Annotated in this window: 21 protein-coding genes and 1 other annotated feature; of the genes, 1 reads left to right on the top strand and 20 read right to left on the bottom strand. The window is 47.0% G+C overall.

Going from position 1 to position 22,705, the window contains the following annotated elements; translation table 11 throughout:
• Positions 1-122 precede the first annotated feature (122 nt).
• The 20 genes from ACESPQ_RS13875 to ACESPQ_RS13780 form a co-directional block, all read right to left on the bottom strand.
• The gene (locus ACESPQ_RS13875; protein WP_373144495.1) at positions 123-854 is read right to left on the bottom strand and encodes a TrmH family RNA methyltransferase; all 732 of its coding nucleotides are present in this window, start codon (positions 852-854) and stop codon (positions 123-125) included.
• Between the two features lie 17 nt (positions 855-871).
• Positions 872-2,821, bottom strand: coding sequence for an HD-GYP domain-containing protein (locus tag ACESPQ_RS13870; protein ID WP_242409785.1), 1,950 nt, complete (start codon positions 2,819-2,821; stop codon positions 872-874).
• A gap of 438 nt (positions 2,822-3,259) precedes the next feature.
• Positions 3,260-5,992 (bottom strand): isoleucine--tRNA ligase, encoded by a 2,733-nt coding sequence (ileS, locus tag ACESPQ_RS13865; protein WP_257277161.1) that lies wholly within the window; start codon positions 5,990-5,992, stop codon positions 3,260-3,262.
• Positions 5,993-6,029: 37 nt separating this feature from the next.
• Positions 6,030-6,238: a binding site (T-box leader), on the bottom strand.
• Positions 6,235-6,699: a DivIVA domain-containing protein gene (locus ACESPQ_RS13860; protein WP_002608797.1), complete on the bottom strand. Its 465-nt coding sequence runs from the start codon at positions 6,697-6,699 to the stop codon at positions 6,235-6,237. Its footprint overlaps the feature before it by 4 nt.
• 14 nt (positions 6,700-6,713) lie before the next feature.
• The gene (locus tag ACESPQ_RS13855) at positions 6,714-7,466 is read right to left on the bottom strand and encodes an RNA-binding protein (RefSeq protein WP_002608796.1); all 753 of its coding nucleotides are present in this window, start codon (positions 7,464-7,466) and stop codon (positions 6,714-6,716) included.
• Between the two features lie 3 nt (positions 7,467-7,469).
• Positions 7,470-7,871 carry a cell division protein SepF gene (locus ACESPQ_RS13850; RefSeq protein ID WP_002608795.1) on the bottom strand — a complete coding sequence of 134 codons (402 nt, stop codon included), beginning with the start codon at positions 7,869-7,871 and terminating at the stop codon, positions 7,470-7,472.
• A 126-nt stretch (positions 7,872-7,997) separates the two neighbouring features.
• Entirely contained in the window at positions 7,998-8,252 is a 255-nt protein-coding gene (locus ACESPQ_RS13845) for a PRC-barrel domain-containing protein (RefSeq protein ID WP_224720950.1), read from the bottom strand.
• Positions 8,253-8,288: 36 nt separating this feature from the next.
• Positions 8,289-9,068 (bottom strand): SigB/SigF/SigG family RNA polymerase sigma factor, encoded by a 780-nt coding sequence (locus tag ACESPQ_RS13840; RefSeq protein WP_002608793.1) that lies wholly within the window; start codon positions 9,066-9,068, stop codon positions 8,289-8,291.
• A gap of 233 nt (positions 9,069-9,301) precedes the next feature.
• Positions 9,302-10,000, bottom strand: a complete 699-nt coding sequence (gene sigK / locus ACESPQ_RS13835; RefSeq protein ID WP_035304019.1) for an RNA polymerase sporulation sigma factor SigK — start codon at positions 9,998-10,000, stop codon at positions 9,302-9,304.
• A gap of 5 nt (positions 10,001-10,005) precedes the next feature.
• Entirely contained in the window at positions 10,006-10,743 is a 738-nt protein-coding gene (locus ACESPQ_RS13830) for a sigma-E processing peptidase SpoIIGA (RefSeq protein WP_257327270.1), read from the bottom strand.
• A gap of 101 nt (positions 10,744-10,844) precedes the next feature.
• Entirely contained in the window at positions 10,845-11,021 is a 177-nt protein-coding gene (locus ACESPQ_RS13825) for a hypothetical protein (protein ID WP_002608790.1), read from the bottom strand.
• A gap of 511 nt (positions 11,022-11,532) precedes the next feature.
• On the bottom strand, positions 11,533-12,723 hold the full coding sequence (locus ACESPQ_RS13820) for a coenzyme F420-0:L-glutamate ligase (RefSeq protein ID WP_008817429.1): 1,191 nt from the start codon (positions 12,721-12,723) through the stop codon (positions 11,533-11,535).
• 107 nt (positions 12,724-12,830) lie between these two features.
• Positions 12,831-13,322 carry a metallophosphoesterase family protein gene (locus ACESPQ_RS13815; RefSeq protein ID WP_002608788.1) on the bottom strand — a complete coding sequence of 164 codons (492 nt, stop codon included), beginning with the start codon at positions 13,320-13,322 and terminating at the stop codon, positions 12,831-12,833.
• Positions 13,323-13,385: 63 nt separating this feature from the next.
• Positions 13,386-14,366 (bottom strand): GerMN domain-containing protein, encoded by a 981-nt coding sequence (locus ACESPQ_RS13810; protein ID WP_109770254.1) that lies wholly within the window; start codon positions 14,364-14,366, stop codon positions 13,386-13,388.
• A gap of 65 nt (positions 14,367-14,431) precedes the next feature.
• Positions 14,432-15,559, bottom strand: coding sequence for a M15 family metallopeptidase (locus ACESPQ_RS13805; RefSeq protein WP_002608786.1), 1,128 nt, complete (start codon positions 15,557-15,559; stop codon positions 14,432-14,434).
• A 58-nt stretch (positions 15,560-15,617) separates the two neighbouring features.
• Positions 15,618-16,217 (bottom strand): hypothetical protein, encoded by a 600-nt coding sequence (locus ACESPQ_RS13800; RefSeq protein WP_320077653.1) that lies wholly within the window; start codon positions 16,215-16,217, stop codon positions 15,618-15,620.
• A 370-nt stretch (positions 16,218-16,587) separates the two neighbouring features.
• The gene (locus ACESPQ_RS13795; RefSeq protein ID WP_079747667.1) at positions 16,588-16,782 is read right to left on the bottom strand and encodes a helix-turn-helix domain-containing protein; all 195 of its coding nucleotides are present in this window, start codon (positions 16,780-16,782) and stop codon (positions 16,588-16,590) included.
• Between the two features lie 48 nt (positions 16,783-16,830).
• Positions 16,831-18,609, bottom strand: a complete 1,779-nt coding sequence (gene uvrC, locus ACESPQ_RS13790; protein WP_002608784.1) for an excinuclease ABC subunit UvrC — start codon at positions 18,607-18,609, stop codon at positions 16,831-16,833.
• Positions 18,609-20,942, bottom strand: a complete 2,334-nt coding sequence (locus tag ACESPQ_RS13785; protein WP_257335352.1) for an endonuclease MutS2 — start codon at positions 20,940-20,942, stop codon at positions 18,609-18,611. Before ACESPQ_RS13785 ends, uvrC begins: the two co-directional genes overlap by 1 nt.
• A 10-nt stretch (positions 20,943-20,952) precedes the next feature.
• On the bottom strand, positions 20,953-21,618 hold the full coding sequence (locus ACESPQ_RS13780) for a CvpA family protein (protein ID WP_233105270.1): 666 nt from the start codon (positions 21,616-21,618) through the stop codon (positions 20,953-20,955).
• Between the two features lie 126 nt (positions 21,619-21,744).
• Here ACESPQ_RS13780 and rnhC point away from each other — a divergent pair, with 126 nt between their 5' ends.
• Positions 21,745-22,647, top strand: a complete 903-nt coding sequence (gene rnhC, locus ACESPQ_RS13775; RefSeq protein ID WP_118002389.1) for a ribonuclease HIII — start codon at positions 21,745-21,747, stop codon at positions 22,645-22,647.
• Positions 22,648-22,705 lie beyond the last annotated feature (58 nt).

Raw genomic sequence — 22,705 nt, 5'->3', positions numbered from 1 at the left:
TTTGTCATATTTTTATATTATTTTTCAGCTATAAGCATTCAAACTAAAACTTCGTGTGATACTGATGTGATAATCGCCATACACCTCTTACGATTCCAAAACGATTATTTTAGCTGCGTTCCTCATTTTTTAAACGCATACATGCAGATTCCTGCCGCAACAGCAACATTCAGGGATTCAAAGGTATGCATCTCGATAAACACATGAGTATCCGCCAACCGCAGAACCTCCTCGCTGACACCCTTTCCTTCATTGCCAAACACAAGTGCAAATGCATCAGGCACTGCAATTTCACGAAGTGCCGAGGCATTGTGCAGAGAAGTCGCAAGAATTCTGGTACCCTTCTGCTTCAAACTCATCAGCATAGCCTGCACATCACCTCGAATCACCGGAATGTGAAGCAAGGCTCCCTGTGTGGAACGTATCACCTTTTCATTGTATACATCACAGCTGTGTGCAGACAACAGGACTGCATCATATCCAAAGGATACGGCAGTTCGAATGATGGTTCCGACATTCCCCGGATCCTGCACATCATCCAGTACGATAACCCGTTTACCAAATTCTGCATCATGGTATTGCGGCATATGGCATACGGCCATAATCCAGGTACCGGATACACTGCTTTCCAGCTTCCGCAGAATGTCCTTCGTGACCTCATACACCGGATATTCCACAAATGCATGTGCTTTTCCAATCTCCACAAGTACAGCCTCGACCAAGCCGGCTCTCGCAGCTTCTTCAATCAGATGTTCCCCTTCTACCAGAAATCGCTGATCCTTTTCACGATATTTCTTTTCCTTATATTTTGCCCATTGTTTTACCTTTGCATTGGTCAGTGATGTAATCTCCATAAAGCTCTCCTTTTTTATTAACCGTTTCGCCAGCATGAAGTCTTCCTAATTGCAGCAGCAATATCCTTTATATCTGCATTTAAAATCCAGAATGTCTTTCTGCAAGCTTCATCTCTGCGGTTTTCCAGCAAATCCTTCAGCTGGCTTCTTAAGGCTTCATCCTCACAAATCAAATCTACGATGACTCCGGAATACTGTGTTCCCGCTCTGCTGCGAAGCTCTCGAACCACCGTTTCAAACTTCTTTGCCTTTGCATAATTTCTGCCATAGCTGTCCGTGGCAGCATCTAGTGAATCACAAATTGCTATCATATCAATAAATATCTTCTGCGGCGAAGCTTCTATATGAAAATCCTTTGGATATCCGGACTTTCCGTCATAACTCTTATGATGTCCGACTGCCATATCATAAAAGCAGGCCAGCTGCGGTATCCGCAATAGAATTTCCGCACTGCTTTGCGGATGAAACTGAATGGTTTTATACTCAACAGCACTTAATCGGCGGTACTGCATATTCACAACACTGCTGCAGCACACCTTTCCAATATCATGAAGCAAAGCACCGATACGAATATATTCCAGAAATTGTGCAGCTTTATGCTGTACCTCCTCCTCGCTCATGCAATTCAGCTGTCCGATCAGCAAGTCCGCCCGGCTTCGCAACATGGCTTGCGTTATCAGACTGGCTGCATCGCTGACCATAAGGGAGTGAATTCCTGTCTGTACCTGCCGGAAAACAAGCAGCCGCAAAACATAAGCCAGCACCTTTTCATCATCATGGAAATAGGATAACTGGGAACAGACAAAATCATATATTGCTGTATCTGCGATATGCTCCAGCTTTTTGCCAAAGGGAATGGAGGCCAGCACTTGAGCAAAGCGATCCAGCTGTTCTTCAAAGAAAGCACGATATTCCTCATGCCCTTCCTGTATCAGTGTCCGCAGACTGTTCAGGATGCAGATCCATACCTCTATTAAAGAATTATCATAATTAAAATTCTTCCCTGTGATGCTGGAAGGAAGTCGTTCCATTTCCTGTTTCATTACCGCATACAGCATATCCTCCGGCAACTGCTCATGGACACGAATTGACATCAAATAGCTGATTCTTTCATGTATTTCCTCCGGCGTCCCCTTATCTGTATAAGAGCCGCAAAGCCTCTTACTTTTTTCATACATGTAATCCGCGATATCCGAGGTATAAGCTTTCTTCTGCAGCTTTATTGCCAGATCAGAAAAGCTGGACAGCATATTGGAACGAATCAGCGGCAATACAGCATTATACGGCTTCGTCATATCTGCCTCACGCATAAACCGTTCCACCATCGCAATGGCATGCTCCTGCTCCGGCAGGATAACCTCTTTGAGAAATGACGAAAACTGCTCATCTGCATGAAGCATTTCATAACGGCATACGCTCAGAAGGTCATAAATGCTCAACCCATAACTCTTTTCCATATCACTTAGGGTATCGTAAAGCTCTTCATACCGTACAATCACCATTTCACAGTACTGAAGAATTTCTTTATGAAAATGGAAAACATCCAGATCGTGCAGACAGATTGCAAGAATATAATAGCATTTCATCTCAGCTACTCTGTTTTGCCTTGATGAGTAATACTCAAGCAGAGAAAGCGCAGCTGCGTAAATCATATGCGTGTCCTCCAGACGCATACAGTTGATAAACAGGTACGTCAGTAGGGAAGCAGCCTCCTCCTTTTGCCAGTGAGATGGATGATCGATGTAATATTGTAAATATTCCTGTATGAAATCCGTTTCCTTCTGATACATTTGACGCATTTGCTTGGAATACTTTTTATAATCCTGAAGCCATGTTTCAAACGCCTTACCTTTTGTAAGAGAGATTTCGTGGAGCTTCTGATTGATCTGCCGGATTACTCCGTAATAGCTGTCATATGCGCTGCTCCATTCCTCTACCGTAGTAAACATTCGTTTTTTACGTATCATAGCATCATTCCTTTTAAATCCATTGTACTTTATTTCCAATGGCATTGCCAGAAAAATATTATGTTCTACCCAAAACAGATAAAAGTTGTATTCATCCTTACATCGCCTGATGATATCATGCAGCTTTCTCAATAAAGAATATCCTCATAATTCATGAGCGATGGAGTATCCTCTGATGAAAGTCCAATTCGAAAAATGAAAATGCATACGGAAAAGCAGCACGTTTGCTATCCTGTTTTGTGAAGCACACAAATTCAATTCCGGCAGTGTTATCTTTTTACCACCCGGATACGTAGTTTGCATACGAATGAAAAAGAAGTGCGGACATCCATACGTTTATCCGGCACTCCTTTGCCTTACAGCAGATAGCACTCTTTGATTTATCCAGGCGCATTTATACCTTAAGTCCGGCAACCACGCATGATTTGCAATTGCCGCTTACTTCTGCTCCAGCACCTCTGCACAGCGATCACACAGGCCATCCTCCGCATGGGAATCCGTAATATTCCAGCATCTTGGACAAACCTTGCCTTCACACTTCTCAACTTCTACCTGACACACTTCATATTGCTTCAATTCATCCACGGAGAAGCTGACCTTGGAAACAATCAGCCACTGGTTGAAATGATTTCCGCACAGCTTCTCAATCAGTGCACGGTCTTCATCGCTCACATTGATCATCACATGTGCTTCCAGAGACTTACCAATCACCTTTTCCGCACGCGCTTCCTCCAGAGCCTTGAAGATATCCTGACGAATCGCCATCATGCGTTCCATATCCGCTTTGATTGTATCAGCACCCTGTACATCCAGTGCCTGTGCAAAGCTTCCCAGATGGATACTTTCTGCTTCGGTATGGAAGAAGTCGTTGACCTCCTCACAGGTATGCACGAGGATGGGTGCCCACAGGCGAACCAGCGTGTTGACCGCATGCCACAGCACCGTCTGTACCTGACGACGTCTAGGCGCATCCTTTTTCTCAATATACAGGATATCCTTCGTATAATCCATGTAATAGGCAGACAGCTCGTTCGTCATCAGATTGCTCAGCATATTGGTGATATCCGCAAAACGGTATTCCTTATATGCCTTTATTGCTTTTTCATTCACTTCATTCAACAGGACCAGAATATATTTGTCCAGCTCCGGCAGCTCGTTGATATCCACAAGATCCTCTTTTGTGAAATCCTCTTCCGGATTGACATTGGCAAGCATGAAGCGGAACGTATTGCGCACCTTGCGGTACTGCTCGCTGATCTGCTTTAAAATCTCATCCGACATACTGCAGTCCGCTTGATAATCGACACTTGTCGCCCACAGACGCAGGATATCCGCACCGTATTTCTTCGTGATTTCTCCCGGTGCTACCGCATTCCACTGTGATTTGCTCATTTTCACACCCTTGCCATCCATAACGAAGCCGTGGCTCAGTACCTGCTTGTAAGGAGAGTGTCCATGCACAGCTGTACCGATGATCAAGGAGGAATTGAACCATCCGCGATACTGATCGCTGCCCTCGAAATACAGATCGGCAGGATAGCCCAGTCCGCGTTCCATCATGGCTCCGGTATGAGAGCTTCCGGAGTCAAACCATACATCCATCGTATCGGTTTCCTTGCGGAATTCTCCATTTGGGGAGCCTGTATGTGTATAGCCCTGCGGCAACAGCTCCTTCGCTTCCTTTTCGAACCAGATATTGCTGCCATGCTCACGGAACAGCTCTGCCACATGGGCAAATACAGCCTCATCCATAATCGGCGTATCATCCTCCGCATAGAAAATCGGAATCGGAACACCCCATGCACGCTGCCGGGAAATACACCAGTCACCGCGATCAGCAATCATATTGTGCATACGCTGCTGTCCCCACTTCGGAATCCAGTCAACATTCGCAATCTCTGTCAGCAGCTTTTCACGAATCTTATCAATGGACGCAAACCACTGCGTTGTTGCACGGAAGATAATCGGCTTCTTTGTTCTCCAGTCATGCGGATAGGAGTGCGTAATGAACTCCAGCTTTAACAATGCGCCCATTGCATCCAGTCTCTGTGTTACCGTCTTGTTGGCATCATCGACATACTGTCCCTTCAGCCAGTCACCGGCATCCTCCATCATGCAGCCGTGCTCATCCACATTGCAATACGCAGGCAGACCGTATTTCTGTCCGATGAAGAAGTCATCGGCACCAAAGCCCGGTGCCGTATGTACACAGCCGGTACCTGCATCTGCCGTTACATGATCCCCCAGAATTACCAGGGATTCGCGATCATACAGCGGATGCTGACAGGTGATCATTTCCAGCTCGCTTCCCTTATAGGTTGCCAGCTTTTTCTTTGTTTCCAGACCAAACTTCTCCCACAACGCATCCACCAGCTCTTCCAGAACGATCAGCTTGCCCTTTTCGCTTTCCACAAGCGCATAGGTGTAGTCCTTATTCAGACAGATTCCCAGATTGGCAGGAATGGTCCACGGTGTCGTTGTCCAGATGACAAAGGAAGTATCGCTGTCCAGAACGCCCTTGCCATCCTTCACCGCAAATTTCACGAAAATCGTCGGACTTTTGATATCCTTGTATTCAATTTCCGCTTCCGCCAGTGCGGTTTCACTGGAAGGACTCCAGTAAACCGGCTTCAATCCCTTATAAATCAGACCGTCCATCGCCATGGAGGCAAAAATTTCAATCTGATGTGCTTCAAAATCCTTGGTCAGTGTGATATACGGATGATCGTAATCGCCGACAACACCCAGTGATAAAAATCCCTTTTTCTGACGGTCCACCTGTTCCAGCGCATAGTCATAGCACAGCTTGCGGAAATCGGATAATTCCATCTCCTTGCGGTTATGTCCCAGCTTCTGAATTGCAGTTTCAATCGGCAAGCCATGCGTATCCCAGCCCGGCACATACGGCACCTTGTAACCGGCCATATAGCGGTTACGGACAATGACATCCTTCAAAATCTTATTCAGGGCATGTCCCAGATGGATATCCCCGTTCGCATACGGTGGCCCGTCATGCAAAACAAACGCTTCACAGCCCTCACGGTTCTCCAGCATTTTTTCATAGATTTCGCTTTCCTTCCAGCGCTTCTGAAAGTTTGGCTCCTTTGTCGGTAATTTTCCACGCATTTCAAACCTTGTCTTCGGCATTAACAGTGTATCCTTGTATTCCATATCATTTCCTCCTTTTATGAAAAAAAGACGCCTTCTATCTAAGGACGTCTTGTAACGCGGTACCACCTTAGTTCACATGAAGCTCATGTGCCCTCAGCTTATAACGACAAGCGTATCGTATTTCCCTACTGCTTTCAGGAAATCTGCTCCAAAGTGATATCTTCTATATCCATCCTGCCGACTCTCACCAACCGTCAGCTCTCTTCAAGTCCACATATAGAAGCATGTCTTTATCTCAGCATTTATATTTCTTTTTTCAATAAATCAAGATCCGGTATTTCAGGGGCTTCAAAATCATCCAGTGCCTGCGTGATTTTCTGCAGCTCCTTACGCATACTGCCCTTCAGATCGTTCGCCTCATCTCCAAGGCGGGCCACCTCCATCAAAATTCCACGCGCCATCATTAAGGATTCCTTTACAATGGCATCGGCATTGCGGTGTGCCGTATCGACGATCATATTTGCTTCCTTCATCGCCATGCGTGTCATTTCGTCCGCAGCTTTTTCCTTGACCTCGAGATTCTCACTGACATCCCGGTAGCGTGTTTCCAGCTCCTGATATTCTCTGGTTAGTTCTTCTTTCAGTAAGTTGGCTTTTTCCAGTTTTTTCTGAAGGCTTTCCATCTGCAGCTTCTGTGTCTGAATGTAATCCTCCACCTGATAGCGATTATATCCATTTTTCATTGTATCAAATGCGTATCTGTCCATAATCCCTCTCCTATTCACTGATACATGCCAACCTCAATGACAAGATTTCCCTTTTTTGTTTCCTTCACAACCTCTTTCAGCTGGAATCTTCCATGTCCGCGAATGGAAATAACACAAGTATTATCGCACAAATAGGACGTTTGTTCAAGTATTACATGATCAACTTTTACCTGTTTGCTCCGTATGAGATCTGCAGCCTTTGCCCTGCTGAGTCTGGCGAGCGCAGCGACCAGCGTATCCAGTCGAAGAGAGGATACTATCAGTGATTTGTAGGCAATATCCGGTTCATAGCTGACAGACTCCTCACTCGGCTCCAGATGGACGGCACAGCGTTTGATTTGCGTCAGATTGGCAATCAGATAATTGCCGATATCCGGATCCACAAACATATGCACCGCATCCTGTTCAACGATAAGATCCCCGGTTTTATCCCGCTCAATCCCCAGATTCATCAACGCCCCGAGCACATCACGGTGTGCCAGCTTTCCAAAGCTGTAAGAAATCTTCGCCTTTAGATGAAGCACAGGAATCTGTACCTCTTCCTCCCAAGGCAGAAAGGCAAGCCGGCAGCGTTCGGCCTGCGCATAGCCGCCATCTTTGCGATACAAAATCCGATGTCCGCAAAAGCGTTCGGCTATCTGTATCTGATCAGGCGAAAAAAAGGGTGTAACAACAACCCGGTTCCAGCGTTCCATGCGATCAATCTGATCCTGCAGGCGCCGGACGAATTCCTCGTTACCCCGATAATGCTCTATTGCGACAGACAATGGTTAGTCTTCCTCGCTTGCGTCAAGGCTGATTTCCCCATGTACCGCCACGCTGCGCGGCGTACACAGAATCACATTATGCCCGATTTTCTGAATGCTTCCATCCAGAGCGAAGATTACACCGGTTAAAAAATCAATGGTACGCTGTGCATAGTCACGCTGCAGCTTGTGCAGATTGACAACAGCCGCCTTGTTTTCCTTCAGGCGTTTTGCGATTTCTTCGGACTCATCAAAGGAACGAGGCTCAAACAGAACCATTTTCGTATCGGTTGGCAAGTGATTTACTTTTGATTTCGGTCTTTCATATTCGGAAATAGAAGGAGTATCCTCTTCCTGTTCTACTTCTAAAACGTCATCTTCATCCATTGGCGCTATAAATTCTTTGAATTTCTGACTGATGCTCATTTACGCGTCCCTCCTATACATTATGTATATTCTAGCACAAAAATCCCTTTATAAAAAGGGATTTTTCATGAAATTTATACAAGTGCCGCAAACTGTTTCAAAAGCCCTCCTTTTTGTAAAAAAACTTCAGCATCGAAATTTCACAAGAATAACATCACCCGCGATATTTTCGATTTCCTGCGTGGGAATCTCGATTTCATCACACGGGAAGAACCAGGGAAACAGCTTTTTCACAAAGGACTGCGTGGGATGGACAAATATGGAATGAATCACATACGTGCATGGATCAAATTCCACATCATTGACGAGTCCGATCATACTGCCATCCATCACATTGATGACCTGTCTTCCGCAAATATCCGTATATTTCAATTCTATCACCTGTTTCAGTATATGCCCTTCACCCGCAGGTGTTGCCTAGGAATCAAATTCTTTTTTCAAAACTGCAATGGCGTTTTTTTCCAGACGTGACACCTGTGCCTGCGAGATGCCCAGCTCTCCGGCAATCTCTGTCTGCGTCATATCCTGATAATAGCGTTTCTGTATGATATCCAGCTCCTTCCCCTTTAAGCGTGTCAGACTGCGCTTTAACGCCATCAAATTGTTCAGATGCTCGATTTCATCCTTGTCATCCTTGATCTGATCCAGCAAAAACAGCTCATCTCCGTCCGAATTGTATACCGGTTCAAAGATGGAAAGCACACTCTGTGTGGAATCCAGGGCATCCACGATATCCTTTTCCTTAACCTCCAGCTGCTGGGCAAGCCAGGAAACACTTGGTTCCTTTTGATGCTTATGTACATACTCCTCCTTCAGCTTGAAGGCCCGATACGCCAGATCCTTTAAATGGCGGGATACCCGGATTACCTGATTATCGCGCAGATAGCGTTTGATTTCACCCATGATCATCGGTACCGCATAGGTGGAAAAGCGCACTTCATGCTTCAGATCAAAATTGTCGATGGACTTCACAAGCCCGATGCAGCCAACCTGAAACAGATCATCCATATTTTCACAGCGATTGGAAAAGCGCTGCACAATGGACAGCACCAGCTTCAGATTTCCATTGATCAGTGTTTCCTTGGCACTTTCATCGCCCTGCTGGAGCTTCACAAACAGCTCCTTCATTTCTGCATTTGTCAAGACCTTTAACTGTGCGGTATTGATACCGCTGATTTCTACTTTATAACGACTCATATGCTCTTTGCCTCCTAGTGTCTGTACTAGCAGTGTGCCCGAGCCGTTTCTTTGTTATGCGTAAAAGCAGGCAGCTTTTCCTGTAAGTAATTGGAAGGAAAACAGTCTTGACAATAGTAAGATAAAAACAGCCGGATCAAACGTCTGTCCGACTGCTTATAAGGTTTTTTTCAGTGCATGGTTCCTCGTATTTTTCAAATTTCATAATCCGTTGCTGCAGTTGAGCCGTTGTTTTACTGTGAGTTCTTCATCTGTACCTTCAGCTTGGCGATAATGCGCTTTTCCAAACGGGATATATAGGACTGGGAGATTCCCAGACGCTTGGCGATATCCTTCTGGGTCAGCTCTTCATGCTGAATGCCGTAGCGCATCTGCAATATCTGGCGTTCCCGCTCCTTCAGCGTCGACATCGCCTCCAGCAGCTCCCGCTTGTTTTCCTTTTTTTCAAACTCCTTGGTCACGACATCATCATCGGTTCCCAGAATATCCGAGAGCAGAAGCTCATTTCCGTCATAATCGATATTGAGTGGTTCATCAAAGCTGACCTCCACCTTGCGGCGGCTTTTCTTGCGCAGAAACATCAGGATTTCATTTTCAATACAGCGTGACGCATAGGTCACCAGCTTGATATTCTTATCCCGTTTAAAGGTATTGACCGCCTTGATCAGCCCGATGCTTCCGATACTGATCAGATCCTCCATAAAAATCGGATTAGTTTCATAGCGCTTTGCGATGTATACGACAAGGCGAAGATTATGTTCAATCAGTGTGTTGCGGGCCTCCTCATCTCCGTTTTCCAGAGCAATCAGTGCAGCCAGCTCCTCTTCCTTGTCCAGCGGCTTGGGAAGTACATCATTTCCCTGGATGTAATAGACCTCCATGACATCCTGTTTAATAAATAAAAAGCGAATGAGTTGCAGCAGTTTTTTCATCATCATCACCCCAGTGTCATCATATTCATGTTCAGCAATACTTCGCAGTTCAGCGGAAGGCTTACATGGTTTCTGCAGCAGACCAGCACCCTGTGCTTATGGCATCCCTCTATCGCCGCCAAGCATGCATAGCAGCGTATGACAGAGGTATCGTCAACGGTATTCATTACTACCAATTCTATGTCCTGTTTCTTAAAATATGTCTCATAGGAGGAAGAAATAAACAGGACCGGTATTCCTTCATAGCTCAGCAGATTTCCACTGTCCAGCCATCCCTTCAAATGCAGCGTCGTATCCGCAAGCTCAATCTGTAGTCGGTACAGGTAATTCATGCGTGCCAGCATATCCTTCCATTTTACATGCAGCAGCACAAACAAAAGTACATAGACCAGCCACAGCCAGTACACAGCTGCATGAAGGGGGACGAACCAGAGAAAGTTATGAAAACCGCCCTGATAAAACGCAAAGGATGTCATGTACCAGAGCATGCGAATCACCTGCATCATCATCCAGCTTTTTGTGCAGAAGCGAAACTGCCAGAAAAAAAAGACAACCTCTTCAAGCACGAGAAGCAACCACGAGCCGGGAAAGAACAGCAGGCAGCCCGGTATGCTGAGAGCCAGCGCATAGACCAGCATTTTCCGTATCGGCAGCGGCTGTACACAGGCATAGGACGCCATTAAAAATGACAGCAGAATGGTTGCGGTGTTATGCAGCATACTGACCTCTACATAGCTCTCCATACAAACATCCCTCCTTCATGGCACAGTATACACCTGGCTATGTTATGAATCTGTCGATATTCGCCATACGCAAACCGATAAAAACCGGCAGGCTTCGACACTCAGACATGCATGTTCGCATACTCCCTGTGCAATTCAAGCAGATTGGGCTGGATATGATGCTTACTGCAGAAATCCACATACTGCTTCAGATACCCTTCCAGCTGTCCGCTATGAGCAAGCATGGTCATATCCTTTGAAAAATACGTGAGAAACTCCTGAAACGATAAAAACGACATAGCATCACCTCTATCCTATGGTATGCAGGCCTGTCAGAAATAGAACCGCGCTTATTCCTTTATTGATGCCTTACAGGATTATGAGGTCAAATACAAATTGCAGACTGAAACGACTGTTTTCTAATCATAAATTAAAAACAGCAGACCCCTGCCTGCTGAGCATTCCCATACAATATTCAATCATGTACCTGTTTCCTAGCTGTACAAAGCTATGATATTTCATTATAAAGAAGAGCTTCCTTCACGCATCCGCACGTATCATGCATACCACCTTGCGCCGTTTCTTTTTAGAAAGTCTGTGTTTATTGCGATGTTCAGAACAATTGCGGACTTTTATACGCCTATCCTGTCCCTTTCAGATTTTCTTCACGATGCTGATGACATCTATCGTAAACGTCCCCTTCTGATAAAGTCATCAGCACAGGCAGCTGCTTCGATTATCATCCTTAATGCGTGTACAGCAAAACACCATTGCCGCGCAATGGTGCTTTGTGTATCAGCTGTTCACCCTTTAGTTTGTGAAATTATCGAAATATCCCTGAACGAGTACGATCGGTGTTCCCTTGTCTCCGGAACCGCTCGTCAGATCACAGAGAGAGCCGATCAAGTCTGTCAAACGTCTTGGAGTTGTTCCCTGAGAAGCCATGTTTCCGACCAGGTTGTCTTCCTTTTCACGGATTTTCGCCTCGATTGCCTTCTGCAGCTCCTCACCCTTCAGCTGTGCAAAATCATTGTCTGCCAGATATTTCAGCTTCAGTTCATTCGGAGTCCCCTCCAGTCCTGGGGTGTATGCAGGAGAAACACAAGGGTCCGCAAGCTCCCAGATTTTCCCGACAGGATCCTTAAAGGCACCGTCACCGTACACCATAACCTCCACATGCTTCCCGCACGCCTGCAGTACCTGCTTCTGAATATCCTGTACCAGCGGCTGGCAGTTTCTCGGAAACAGCTTCACCATGTCCTCTGTAGATTTGTTGGATCCCAAAAGACCAAAGGCTTCATTGTATCCGGACCCGTCAACGGATGCCGTCATAATATCATCCAGGCCGCAGACACGCTCGGCACCGTTTGCTTTCAGAATTCGTTTTGTTCTAGCTCTTGTGTGAATGTCACAGGTTAGAACATTTTTTGTATACTTAAGAATTTCCTTTGGATGGTTGGCGAAAATGATTTCCACCTCGGCACCGCAGGATCGGATCAGATCACCATAGTAGCTCACATAGTCAATTCCGGTAAATTCATGACGGTTTTCACCAAAGAGCTTCCGATATGTTTCCAGACTCAGGACATCGCTGTACGGATTGATTCCGGCTTCATCCAGCTTATCGATGGATACCAGCTCGTTTCCGACCTCATCGCTTGGGTAGCTCAGCATCAGAACGACCTTTTTCGCCCCCTTTGCAATTCCCTTCAGACAGATTGCAAACCGGTTACGGCTCAGGATCGGGAACATAACACCAATGGTTTCTCCTCCCAGCTTTTCCTTAACATCAGCGGCAATTGCATCCACTGACGCATAATTTCCCTGTGCTCTGGCAACGATGGACTCCGTTACCGCAATAACATCACGGTCACGCAGTTCAAAGCCCTCCGCTTCTGCAGCTGACAATACGCTTTGTGAAACGATGGCAGCCAGATCATCTCCTTCACGGATAATCGGACAGCGCACACCTCTGGATACCGTTCCTATTTTTCTTTCCATAATCTCTAACACCTTTCTTTACTTTGTGTATCTTCCATCTATTTCAATCACCCTTGTGATTTGAAACCCTGATAACGCAAGAAAAACCGCATCATGTACGGTTTGTCCTACCAAAAAAACTTGCTTTTCTTCTGCTTTTGCGGCAGAAATTCAAATTGTACATCCACTGTGTCACCATCTATGTTTAACAGCGCATAGCTGGGACCTCTGCCATCCCTGCTTCGCCACAGCGATCCGGGATTGATCAAACGGATACCATCCACTGTTTCATCCGCCGCGATATGCGTATGTCCATAACAGACAATATCACAGCTGCGCTCCTTTGCGGCATCCGCCAGCTGCTGGCTTCTGCGTGAATACATAAACTGATGGGAATGTACAATAAAGATACGATGAGTCCCGATACTCAAAATCTGCTCATCCGGATAATCATAAAATATATCATTGTTACCGCCAACCGTCACAAAACGGGGAAATGCCCCCGGATCCGCATCGATATCTCCGCAGTGAATATATGCATAGGCATCCCCATGCTGCTGCAGAACATATTCCAGCGCATCATCACGGCCGTGACTGTCACTGACTACTACTATCTTCATTTTTACCACCGCTATTATCATACCAAAAAATGCAGACATTTAGAAGTGTTTTTTTTAAATACGCTAGAACTGTACCTCATTATACGTCAAAGCATACACCGATACCATATCCTCCTTCTGATCCTTCGGTGAAATCGTGACCCCGTCCACGCGTACCTCGACCTTTTCAATGCCGGGCAGTGCAGCCAGAGATAGCACCAGGGCATTGTACACATCCTGCTTCACCGTGCGGTTGCTGGCAAGGATATTCTTATTCAGATTCACAATCAGGGAGCCGTCATAAACATCAAAGCTGCTGACCTTGATATCATCGGCATACAGCGGCTGATCAAGCGCACTGGAGACACTGATATCGGAAAGAATGTTTTCAACACTCGCCTTCAAGGCATCCCCCTGACTCTGTGCAACCCGCTTACTTTTGGGAACCATGTATTCATTCCCCTGTACCTTTTTTGTATAGAATACCGTCAAGGAGGCAGAGTCATGCAATGTGGTTGTTGAGGTTTCGAAATGATTGATACCGATACTGCGGTTGAGGATTTCCGGAATCGGTGTCTGTGCATTCGGCATACTGGTCAGCTGTTTATCATTCAGATAGAGCTTTACCTGCTCGATATCATGAAACTGCGTAGCTCCCCATGTGATTGCCTCCAGAATACGCAGCTCATTCTCCTTATCATAGTTTTTCAGAGAATCATCAAAATACAGGGATACAATGCCGTTTTTGATAGAAGAGGACTGCAGGGTGCACTCCTTTGTAAACAATGGCGCAAAGCCCTTGATTTCCTGCTTCCCGCTCATATAGGAAAACATGAGTGCCAGCTTATCCTCCTCGCTCATCTCCTCACTGACCGGTATGGATAACGGAACCAGTGTCTTATCGCTGTCCATCATATAAATCTGCATATGCTTTGTTTCATCCTTTGTGGAAATCACCGGGGATGCACTTTGTTCCTGTGCCGGGAAAAAGCGTACCGACAGATATCCAATCATGGCGATGGCCCCGAATACCACGGCCATCTGTTTCTTGAAGGTTTTCTTCATACGTTGTTCACCTCTAGTTCAATGTATGTGGCAGGAACAGAAAAAAGAACAGGTCCGACCTGTTCTTACTCCTTCAAATCACTGATATTTACTTCATCCAGGACATAGCCCTCATCATGCAGCTTTTTCGCGATTTCCTTACCGACATAGCGCAGGGTGTAGGGCTGATAGCGTTTTCCTGTCGCATCCTCCTTCTGTTTAGGATAGCGGATAATGAAGCCGAATTTATAGGCGTTGTCCTTCAGCCAGATTTCCTGATCGCGCTCCTCCTCACTCGGATTTTTCTTTTCCTTTTTATCCGAGCTCTTCGCTTCCTCCTTCTTTCCTGCATCTTTATCCTTGTCGCTTTCCTTTTTCTCATCAAATTCCGTCGTCAGGCCGTTTGGCAGCAGGCGTACCGTATAGCCGAGCTGAAATTCACTCTGTCCCGGATAATCCCAATGCTGCAGCACTTCCTCCCCATAAACGAGCTTTGCTTTTTCAAACAGCTTCATCTGATCCTCATAGGAAATATAGCCGGCTATCACCTTCATATCCCCGTTTTCCTTCTGGTTGACTTCCCCTGCAGCCGCCATCAGCTCCTTCAGCGGCTTAACGACCTCTTTCTTGATTGTGATGTCATTGGCCTGCGGAACAAGGGAGGCGTGGGGAAGATCATTGATGGATACCAGATCCTTCGGTTCATAGGTATACAGCGTATTTTTACCACCCAGCACCAGATACGGATCATTGGGCTTCGCAATCAGATGAGCGTTTTCAATATTCGGATCCCCCTCATCAAAAAAGCGAGTCAGGACATTATAGGTATAGTTCATCAGCAGGTCATGCAGCTCCTGATACTCCATACGCGCACGGTAGCGGTTGATAAAGCTCACGATGTATTCCTTAACCTCCTGGTCACTCTCCGTATGCGACGGCTTCTGTGTCTGATATGCCACATCATACCAGAGTGTATTATTCAGCTCAAAGTCCTTGATTTCGATAAATGGCAGAAACTGCTTCGGTTCTATCTTTTGTGATACCAGATAATTGATCTGCTCGGTGCTGAGATGAGACAGCACCAGCTTTCGTTCCTCCTCACTCAGCTCATGCGGATATCTGGCCAGTTCATCATAATGCTGGTTCATGATATAAAAGCATCCGCTGAACAGTGCGATCAGCAGGATGACAAACACACTTCGTTTCAGTAGCATAGGCTCACCTCGTTCTTTATTATACACGACTTTCAAAACAAAAAAAAGAGCAAGATACTCACTCTTGGGTCAGCGTTGCGGTTTCATTCTCCTCGTCCTGTGCTTTCCAGCCGTCCCGAAGCTCCTTCACCATCTTGAAATAGGTGGAGCGCTTAAAGCCCAGCTGCTTCTGATAGTCCTCATGCTTCATTTCCTTACGCATGATCTTCCGTATATTTTCTTCAAAATCCTGGGGTAATACCATTTTCGGTCTGCCGTAGCTGCCTTCCCCGTTCCTTTTCTTCTCCAGTGCCTTTTGAATCCCCTCCAGCTGCAGGGCATAGTTGCGCTTGCGAATCGTTCCTGTCACAAAGTCAATCAGCTGCAGCATCTGTTCCAGATCGACACTGCGCTCATCGCACAGCCTGACACAAACGCCGCTTTTTTGCAGAGTGCTCAGTCTGTGCTTCAGCTCCTGCACCTCACTGGCAAGGTGTGCAATATCCTGAATGTACAGGATATCCGATTGCTTCCATACGACTTGCAGCTGTTCCCACTGCGCTGTACTGCCATAATCAAAAAAGCAGACGGCCGCGTTTTTCCTTTGCATTTCCGTTTGTATTTGCTGCAGGCTGGACACCTCCTGCTCATCCTCCACATAAGTATAAAAATAATTCATATGCGTATTTCCTTCCTATTCCATTTTTCTTTGTCACCCGCAGTCAGTAAACAGCATGACTGTCCGGTGAGTCATCGTCTTACGTCATTCTACACCATCTGTATGGCAGAATCAATCCTTACGGCAAAAGAATCCAAAAAACTATAGTTTTTTACAATATTTGGAAATTTTCAGAAGCTGTTCTTTCCCTATAGGAAGACACATGTCCGACAGGAGCTTTTCCTTTGTTCGCATTCATACACGGATTGATTTACGTTCCCATACTGCTGCTTCATACCCTTGCATTGGAGCATTGCATCCTGTATGCTCTCACCTGTTCGCTATACCCGGCAGTATTGCAGAAGAAAAGCAGAACGTTTTCACGTCCTGCCTATTCAAGCGTTAATTCCTCCAATTTCAGCAGCTCCACGACCGCCTGGGCTCTTCCTTTTACTCCAAGCTTCAACATAACATTGGATATATGGTTTCTAACCGTTTTATCGGATATGTTCATCAGTTTCGCTATTTCCTTGGTGCTGTAATTGGCAATCAGTAATTCAAAAACCTCTTTTTCACGTTGCGTCAGTATTTTTTGCGTAGCACTTACCCCCTAACGTTCCTACCTACCTTTATCTTATGCATCTTCCGATTTTTGGTCTGTATTATGCAGGATATTGTAGATATTTTGTGCTACTTTCTCGGGAACCACCTGACGTATTTCCTCAATCGTGGCCTCTTTCAGGCGTTTCAGGGATTTAAAATGCTTCCAGATTTCCTTTTTACGAACTTCTCCGATGCCTTCCACCTCGTCCAGAATGGACTTCGTCATGGCTTTTCCCCTCAGCTTGCGATGATAGGAGATGGCGAAGCGGTGCACCTCATCCTGCATCTGGGTGAGCAGGAAAAACAGAGAGCTGTCACGCTTCACCGGTAAAATATTTCCATTTACATCCATCAGATTGCTTGTCCTGTGATTATCATCCTTCACCAGTCCGCAGATCGTCAGGGGAATGTCCAGTGCCTCAATAATCTCTCTGGCTGCCTCGATTTGAAGATAACCTCCATCGACAATCAGCAGGTCGGGAAAGCGCGCCCCCTCCTTCAGCAACCGGAAGTACCGCCGATAGATGACCTCCTTCATAGAGTCAAGGTCACTTATGTATTCGCCCAGACGGAAGGTTCGATAATCCTTCTTGCTGGGCTCGCCGTCCCGATATACCACCATACCACTGACATTATGCGTACCGGAGATATGCGAGTTATCAAACAGCTCAATACGATGAATCTCCTTCTGCAGAAGATTGCAAAGCTGCTCCATCCCCTCATAGCGCCGGCTTTCCTTGCGCTCTACCAGCTCGAACTTCTGTTCATGCGCATTTTTGGCATTGGCAAGCACCATGTCCACCAGCTTCAGCTTATCTCCGCGAAGCGGCTGCAATATCTTCGTGTCCAGAATTTCCTCCAGATGCGTAATATCATATTCCTTTGGTATTAGAATTTCCTGCGGCAGCGGATTATTCGCATAATACTGCAGAATAAAGGATACAAAGGCATCCGCTTCATTCTCATACAGCGGCTCAATGGAAAGCGTACGCTCCAGCAGCTTACCTCCGCGCAGGAAAAAGCCCTGAATGGATATATAGCCCTTATCAACATAATAGCCGAACACATCCCGGTCCTTGCGATCCTTAAAGTCAATCTGCTGCTTTGCCGTCACATGCTCAATGGCATGGATCAGGCTCAGCTTTTCCTGTGCCTTTTCAAACAGCAGCTCCTCGCTTGCCTGTTCCATTTCCCGATGCAGGGTATCCAGCATATCCCGGACATCTCCCCGCATGAATTTCTGAATGCCGCTGACCATGTCCGCATACACACGCTCATCAATGTCCCTGATGCAGGGTGCCAGACATTGCCCCATGTGATAGTACAGGCATTCCTTTTTCGGCATCCGCCGGCATTTTCGCAGCGGATAGATGCGGTTCAGCAACTTTGCCGTTTCCCAGGCCGCCCCGGAATCCGGAAACGGTCCGAAGTAATGGGCCTTACGATCCTTCGTATTGCGCACCACCTTTAATACCGGGGCATTTTCCTTTGTAAGCTTCAGGTACGGATAGGATTTATCATCCATAAACATGATGTTGTACGGCGGCGTATGCTTTTTGATCAGATTGATTTCCAGCAGCAGTGCCTCTTTTTCACTGGACGTTACGATATATTCAAAATCGTCGATATTACTGACAAGGCGGGTTGTTTTAAAATCATGGGCACCGACAAAATACTGCCGGACACGGTTTTTCAGCTTTTTGGCTTTTCCGACATAGATGATATCCCCATCCTTGTTTTTCATTAAATAGCAGCCAGGCAGAGCAGGAAGGATTTTCAGCTTATCCTCTATTTTTGCCATATTTGCCATTACTTACCGCTTCCCTTCTGCTTTAAAACGACAACGGTCGCTCCCAGACCGCCTTCTCCCTGTCCCCCCATGCGAAAGCTCTCCACACGCGGATTGCGTTTCAGGAAGTCATGAACCCCCTTGCGCAGGGCTCCGGTTCCCATACCGTGAATGATGCGGACATTGTTCGCCTTTGCCAGCACGGCATTATCCAGATATTTGTCGATGATCGGCAGGGCTTCCGCCACCCGCATACCGATGACGTTGCATTCCATGGAAAAGGAGCGCACGCCTGCCTTGGCGTATCCCTTTTTCTTTGTTTTCTGCACCTGCTTCACAGCCGGTTCGATTTCCTGCAGCGTTGTATTCATTTTCATACCGTTTGCCAGCACGCAAACCTTATCCTTATTCATGGAAATGATTTCTCCATAATAGCTCAGCTTGCTGATTTTTACATAATCCCCCACCTGATAGGAAGGCAGCCTTTGCGGTGTATCGTCTGTTTCCGCATCGTCCATCGAAGACAGCTGCTTTAATCTGGCCTTGCGGTCACTGATTTCATGCGGCTTGGCTTCACTGTGCATATGCTTCAGCTCATCAATGATATCCTGTGCTTCCTCCAGAGAGGACTCCAGCTGTCTTCTGGCATCCTCTCTGACCGTTTCCAGAATTTCCTCCCGCCGCTGCGCCAGCTGTTTTTTCTCCTGCTCCAGATCTGCCTGCAGCTGCCTGACATCCTTTAGTCTGGCAGCCAGCTTTTCCTTCAGCTCGTAATTTTCCATCAGGGATTGTTCCAGCTTTTCCATCGCGATGTCCGCCTTGCTGCGGTCCGCTTCCTTGCGTTCCCTCGCAAATCGAATGATGCTTTCCTTCAAGCCATAACGGCGGGCGATTTCAAATGCATTGGACTGTCCGCTGATTCCCTCGATATACCGGTAGGTCGGCAGCATTTTTTCCATATCGAATTCCACACTGGACAACAGGATGTCCTCATTATCCGCACCATAGGTTTTCAATGCGGAGTAATGGGTTGTGGCAATCACCATGGCACCGATGGCACGCAGATGATCCAGTACAGCAACCGCCAGCGGTTCCCCCTCCTTCGGGTCCGTCCCGCTTCCAAGCTCATCCAGAAGGACGAGAGAGCGTGCCGTCGCATGATCACAAATATCCGCCATTTTGGATATATGGGATGAAAAGGTGGACAGGGATTCCTGAATGGACTGATCGTCACCGATATCCACATACAGGGCGTCAAACAGCGGTACGACGGCCTGCTCCGCACTCAGCGGCAGACCGCTCATCGTCAGGGCGACAAACAGACCGATGGTTTTCAGTGTCACCGTCTTTCCTCCGGTATTGCTTCCGGTAATCAGAAGGCTGTGATGCGGTGAGCGGATTTCGTATGTATTTGCGACAACCTTCTGCGGATCGATCAGCGGATGTCTGGCTGTCTTCAGATACAGATGGTCATCCTTTGTATTCAGCTCGGCAATGCAGCCGTCCATTTCCTTCGTCCATAGCCCGCGGGCAAAGATACTGTCCAGCAGAGCGAAGGTTTCCAGATTGGACAGCAGCTCATGACCAACCGACTTGACCTGCTGACTTAATTCAAACAGGATGCGTGTGATTTCCTCCTGCTCCTGACTTTTCAGCGTTTGCAGACGGTTATTGAGCACCAGCAGACTGCGTGGCTCAACATAGGCCGTCTGACCGGAAGCACTCTCTCCGTGAACAAAGCCGTCCACACTGTTTTTCTCACTGATTTTCACAAGCACGCAGGTACGGTTGTTGCGCATCGTCGTGATCGTATCCATCAGCTTGCTTGCATTGCGTGAGAGAAACCGCTGTACCTCGCTGCTGATATCCGCATTGCAGGACAAAATGGATTTCCGGATGCTTTTCAATGCCGGGCTTGCGGAATCCAGAACCTCCGCATTTAAGGAAATGCAGCGATCGATCGAGGAAGCCAGCTGCTGATGCTCCGCAAAGGAATCACACAGCTCCTTGATCAGTGGTGTTTCCAGATCACTTGCTTTCATATATTTGCGAACCTGCTCCACACCGCGTGTACTATCCGCAATGCCGCGCAGCTCATGCGGTGTCAGTGTCATGTCCTTCATGGCTGCCTCTATGCTGTCCCGCGTATCATGGATACCGCCAAACGGCATGTTCCCAAATCGCACGACGAGGGCATAGGCCTCTTTTACTCTTGCCAGCTCACGCCTGACCCAAAGGGCATCAAAGCGCGGCATCATTTGTCGAATCAGCTGTTTTCCCAGGGAAAAGGACGCGTGTTTCGCAACCTGCTCCTTTACCTCATGCAGCTCCAACGGCTCATACATATCTTTCATATTCTTACCTCTATTGCAGCGCAGACAGCAGCGTGTCCACGTCTTCTTTCTTCATATTCTGCTCCAGCAGCCAGCTGCGGATATTCTCCTTTTCTGCTGTACTGAGCGTTTGTTTTTCATCCAATGCCGATGTCAGTCTGGATAACTCCTGCAGCGGTTCCCTGGCATAAAAGGTCAGGGCATCCATCATTCCATCGCTGTATCGCAAAAGAGATGCGGATGCAATCTCATTCCCGGTTTTCCAGAATGGCAGACGGCAGACCATGGCAGCCAGCACCATCAGCAGCACGGCCTGCAGTGCCCCCAGCGCAGCTCCCAGAAGCCGGTTGATACCGGATACGACCGGTACATGATTGGCCGCCTTTGTAAACGGCTTTATAACCAGCACCGCCAGCTGCAGCAGGACAAAGAGAATCACGAAAATGAGCAGGCGATTCAGGTTGTCATACAGAACAGCCTCCAGCGGTGTATCCTGCAAGGGGAGCGCATGCTTGGGATACAGGTGGATAAAGCCGCCGACATAGGAGGATGCCCACCATGCCAGAAAGCCGCATATAAAGAAAGACAGTATGCTCAGCAGCTTTAATAGGAAGCCGTCGCGGTATCCGCCGAATACGAGTGCACAAAGCACACACAGGATGACCATATTTACTAGCATAATCAGGGACACAGGCATCACCTACTTTCTTTTCCGTCTCATTATTTTACCATGAACGCATAAAAAAATGAATGGGAACACCCGATTTCTGTATCCTGTTGTCTCATTTTATGCTAAAATGGAAAAGTTATGAGGAGGAATACCATGGGAACATGTACCATACAGACAGATCGATCCAGCATGATGGCGCTGAAGCAGCGGTTGAAAACTGCGGAAATCCGTAAGACACCGCCCTATGCGATTTATCAGATCAAGACGAGTGATTGTGTCATTACCGCTTATGAGTCCGGCAAGCTCGTATTTCAGGGAAACGGCGCCGAGGAATGTGCAGCGCTGATTGCCCCGTCTGCCATACAGAAAACGCAGAGCGGGACAACAGCAAAAAAAACACAGGGACAGCCGAAAGCAACCTATCCGCAGGCCGGCAGCGATGAGGTGGGGACCGGTGATTATTTCGGTCCCGTGACCGTTTGTGCAACCTGTGTCCGTCATGAGGATGTAGAGTTTTTACGCAGTCTTGGGATACAAGACTCCAAGGCCATTGATGATACCGCCATACGGCGCATGGCTCCCAAGCTGATGGAACGACTGCCTCACAGTCTTTTGATTTTGGACAATGCCACCTATAATCGAATTCACGGTGAAAATAATATGGTTGCTATTAAATCCCGTATGCATAACCAGGCCTACGTACATCTGCGTAAAAAGATGGGATCACTGCCGCAGTTCTGCATCATTGACCAGTTCGTGCAGAAGACTTCCTATTACCGCTATCTGAAACATGAGCGCGAGGTCGTCTATGATATTCATTTTGAAACCAAGGCGGAAAATAAGTATCTGTCGGTTGCAGCCGGATCAATCATTGCCCGGTATGCGTTTTTGAAGGCCTTCGATGCGATGTGTGAGCAGTACGACTTCACCTTTCTGAAGGGTGCCGGCAGCAAGGTGGATCAGAATATTCGTGAGTTTGTGGCAATGCACGGAAAAGAGGCACTGCTCCAGGTTGCCAAGCTGCATTTTGCAAACACAAAAAAAGCCTTAGGCTAAAACAAACCCGTTTCCTGCTTAAACAGAAAACGGGTTTTTCGTATGCCTTCATCTGCCA

Origin of the sequence: Clostridium sp. HGF2, assembly GCF_964240115.1 — a bacterium.
In the GTDB taxonomy this organism is placed as follows: Bacteria; Bacillota_I; Bacilli_A; order Erysipelotrichales; family Erysipelotrichaceae; genus Clostridium_AQ; species Clostridium_AQ innocuum.
This window is presented reverse-complemented; position numbering and strand designations above follow the sequence as displayed.

What these genes read in the sequence shown, in the direction of transcription:
- ACESPQ_RS13875 (WP_373144495.1), bottom strand. Translation starts at nt 854, where the DNA reads ATGGAGATTACATCACTGACCAATGCAAAGGTAAAACAATGGGCAAAA.
- ACESPQ_RS13870 (WP_242409785.1), bottom strand. Translation starts at nt 2,821, where the DNA reads ATGATACGTAAAAAACGAATGTTTACTACGGTAGAGGAATGGAGCAGC.
- ileS (WP_257277161.1), bottom strand. Translation starts at nt 5,992, where the DNA reads ATGGAATACAAGGATACACTGTTAATGCCGAAGACAAGGTTTGAAATG.
- ACESPQ_RS13860 (WP_002608797.1), bottom strand. Translation starts at nt 6,699, where the DNA reads ATGGACAGATACGCATTTGATACAATGAAAAATGGATATAATCGCTAT.
- ACESPQ_RS13850 (WP_002608795.1), bottom strand. Translation starts at nt 7,871, where the DNA reads ATGAGCATCAGTCAGAAATTCAAAGAATTTATAGCGCCAATGGATGAA.
- ACESPQ_RS13840 (WP_002608793.1), bottom strand. Translation starts at nt 9,068, where the DNA reads ATGAGTCGTTATAAAGTAGAAATCAGCGGTATCAATACCGCACAGTTA.
- sigK (WP_035304019.1), bottom strand. Translation starts at nt 10,000, where the DNA reads ATGAAAAAACTGCTGCAACTCATTCGCTTTTTATTTATTAAACAGGAT.
- ACESPQ_RS13830 (WP_257327270.1), bottom strand. Translation starts at nt 10,743, where the DNA reads ATGGAGAGCTATGTAGAGGTCAGTATGCTGCATAACACCGCAACCATT.
- ACESPQ_RS13825 (WP_002608790.1), bottom strand. Translation starts at nt 11,021, where the DNA reads ATGTCGTTTTTATCGTTTCAGGAGTTTCTCACGTATTTTTCAAAGGAT.
- ACESPQ_RS13820 (WP_008817429.1), bottom strand. Translation starts at nt 12,723, where the DNA reads ATGGAAAGAAAAATAGGAACGGTATCCAGAGGTGTGCGCTGTCCGATT.
- ACESPQ_RS13815 (WP_002608788.1), bottom strand. Translation starts at nt 13,322, where the DNA reads ATGAAGATAGTAGTAGTCAGTGACAGTCACGGCCGTGATGATGCGCTG.
- ACESPQ_RS13810 (WP_109770254.1), bottom strand. Translation starts at nt 14,366, where the DNA reads ATGAAGAAAACCTTCAAGAAACAGATGGCCGTGGTATTCGGGGCCATC.
- ACESPQ_RS13805 (WP_002608786.1), bottom strand. Translation starts at nt 15,559, where the DNA reads ATGCTACTGAAACGAAGTGTGTTTGTCATCCTGCTGATCGCACTGTTC.
- ACESPQ_RS13800 (WP_320077653.1), bottom strand. Translation starts at nt 16,217, where the DNA reads ATGAATTATTTTTATACTTATGTGGAGGATGAGCAGGAGGTGTCCAGC.
- uvrC (WP_002608784.1), bottom strand. Translation starts at nt 18,609, where the DNA reads ATGGCAAATATGGCAAAAATAGAGGATAAGCTGAAAATCCTTCCTGCT.
- ACESPQ_RS13785 (WP_257335352.1), bottom strand. Translation starts at nt 20,942, where the DNA reads ATGAAAGATATGTATGAGCCGTTGGAGCTGCATGAGGTAAAGGAGCAG.
- ACESPQ_RS13780 (WP_233105270.1), bottom strand. Translation starts at nt 21,618, where the DNA reads ATGCCTGTGTCCCTGATTATGCTAGTAAATATGGTCATCCTGTGTGTG.
- rnhC (WP_118002389.1), top strand. Translation starts at nt 21,745, where the DNA reads ATGGGAACATGTACCATACAGACAGATCGATCCAGCATGATGGCGCTG.